Origin of the sequence: Comamonas testosteroni (assembly GCF_000761245.1) — a bacterium.
Classification (GTDB): domain Bacteria; phylum Pseudomonadota; class Gammaproteobacteria; order Burkholderiales; family Burkholderiaceae_C; genus Comamonas; species Comamonas testosteroni_C.
In genome coordinates this window covers 1-326 of record NZ_AWOR01000017.1, presented here as the reverse complement: position 1 = coordinate 326, position 326 = coordinate 1, and the positions used below count along the sequence as shown (strand labels likewise).

Below are 326 nucleotides of genomic sequence, written 5' to 3'. Positions count from 1 at the left end.
GGGTTATTGATATCAGTTTTAAGCTCTTTCGTGAGGCTGACCCAGTGCTTCCACAGTGTTGCCTCATCCTCAGGGCCGACATGCGGCCAACGGCCCCTACGCTGCGGTACCCCGAGGATTGAACGCCGGACAGCCACCTCTTTAGGAGGCAGGCCGAAGAGCTCAAGAATCATGGGCGAGCTCGCGCCCAGCGTGAGGGCGCGATTGATCACCTCATCTTCTTCAGTATTTTTTGCGTGGGCAATCACACGTCTCACTGCAACGCCATCCACAACAACCTTGAACCAAGGTACCGGTGAGTTAACCAGAGCCCCCATGCACAATGG

Annotated in this window: 1 protein-coding gene; it reads right to left on the bottom strand. The window is 56.1% G+C overall.

The features are described from left to right. A partial coding sequence (locus tag P353_RS04875) for an STY4526/YPO1902 family pathogenicity island replication protein (RefSeq protein WP_232776255.1) occupies positions 1-317 on the bottom strand: 317 nt, incomplete at its 3' end. Positions 318-326: the final 9 nt, after the last annotated feature.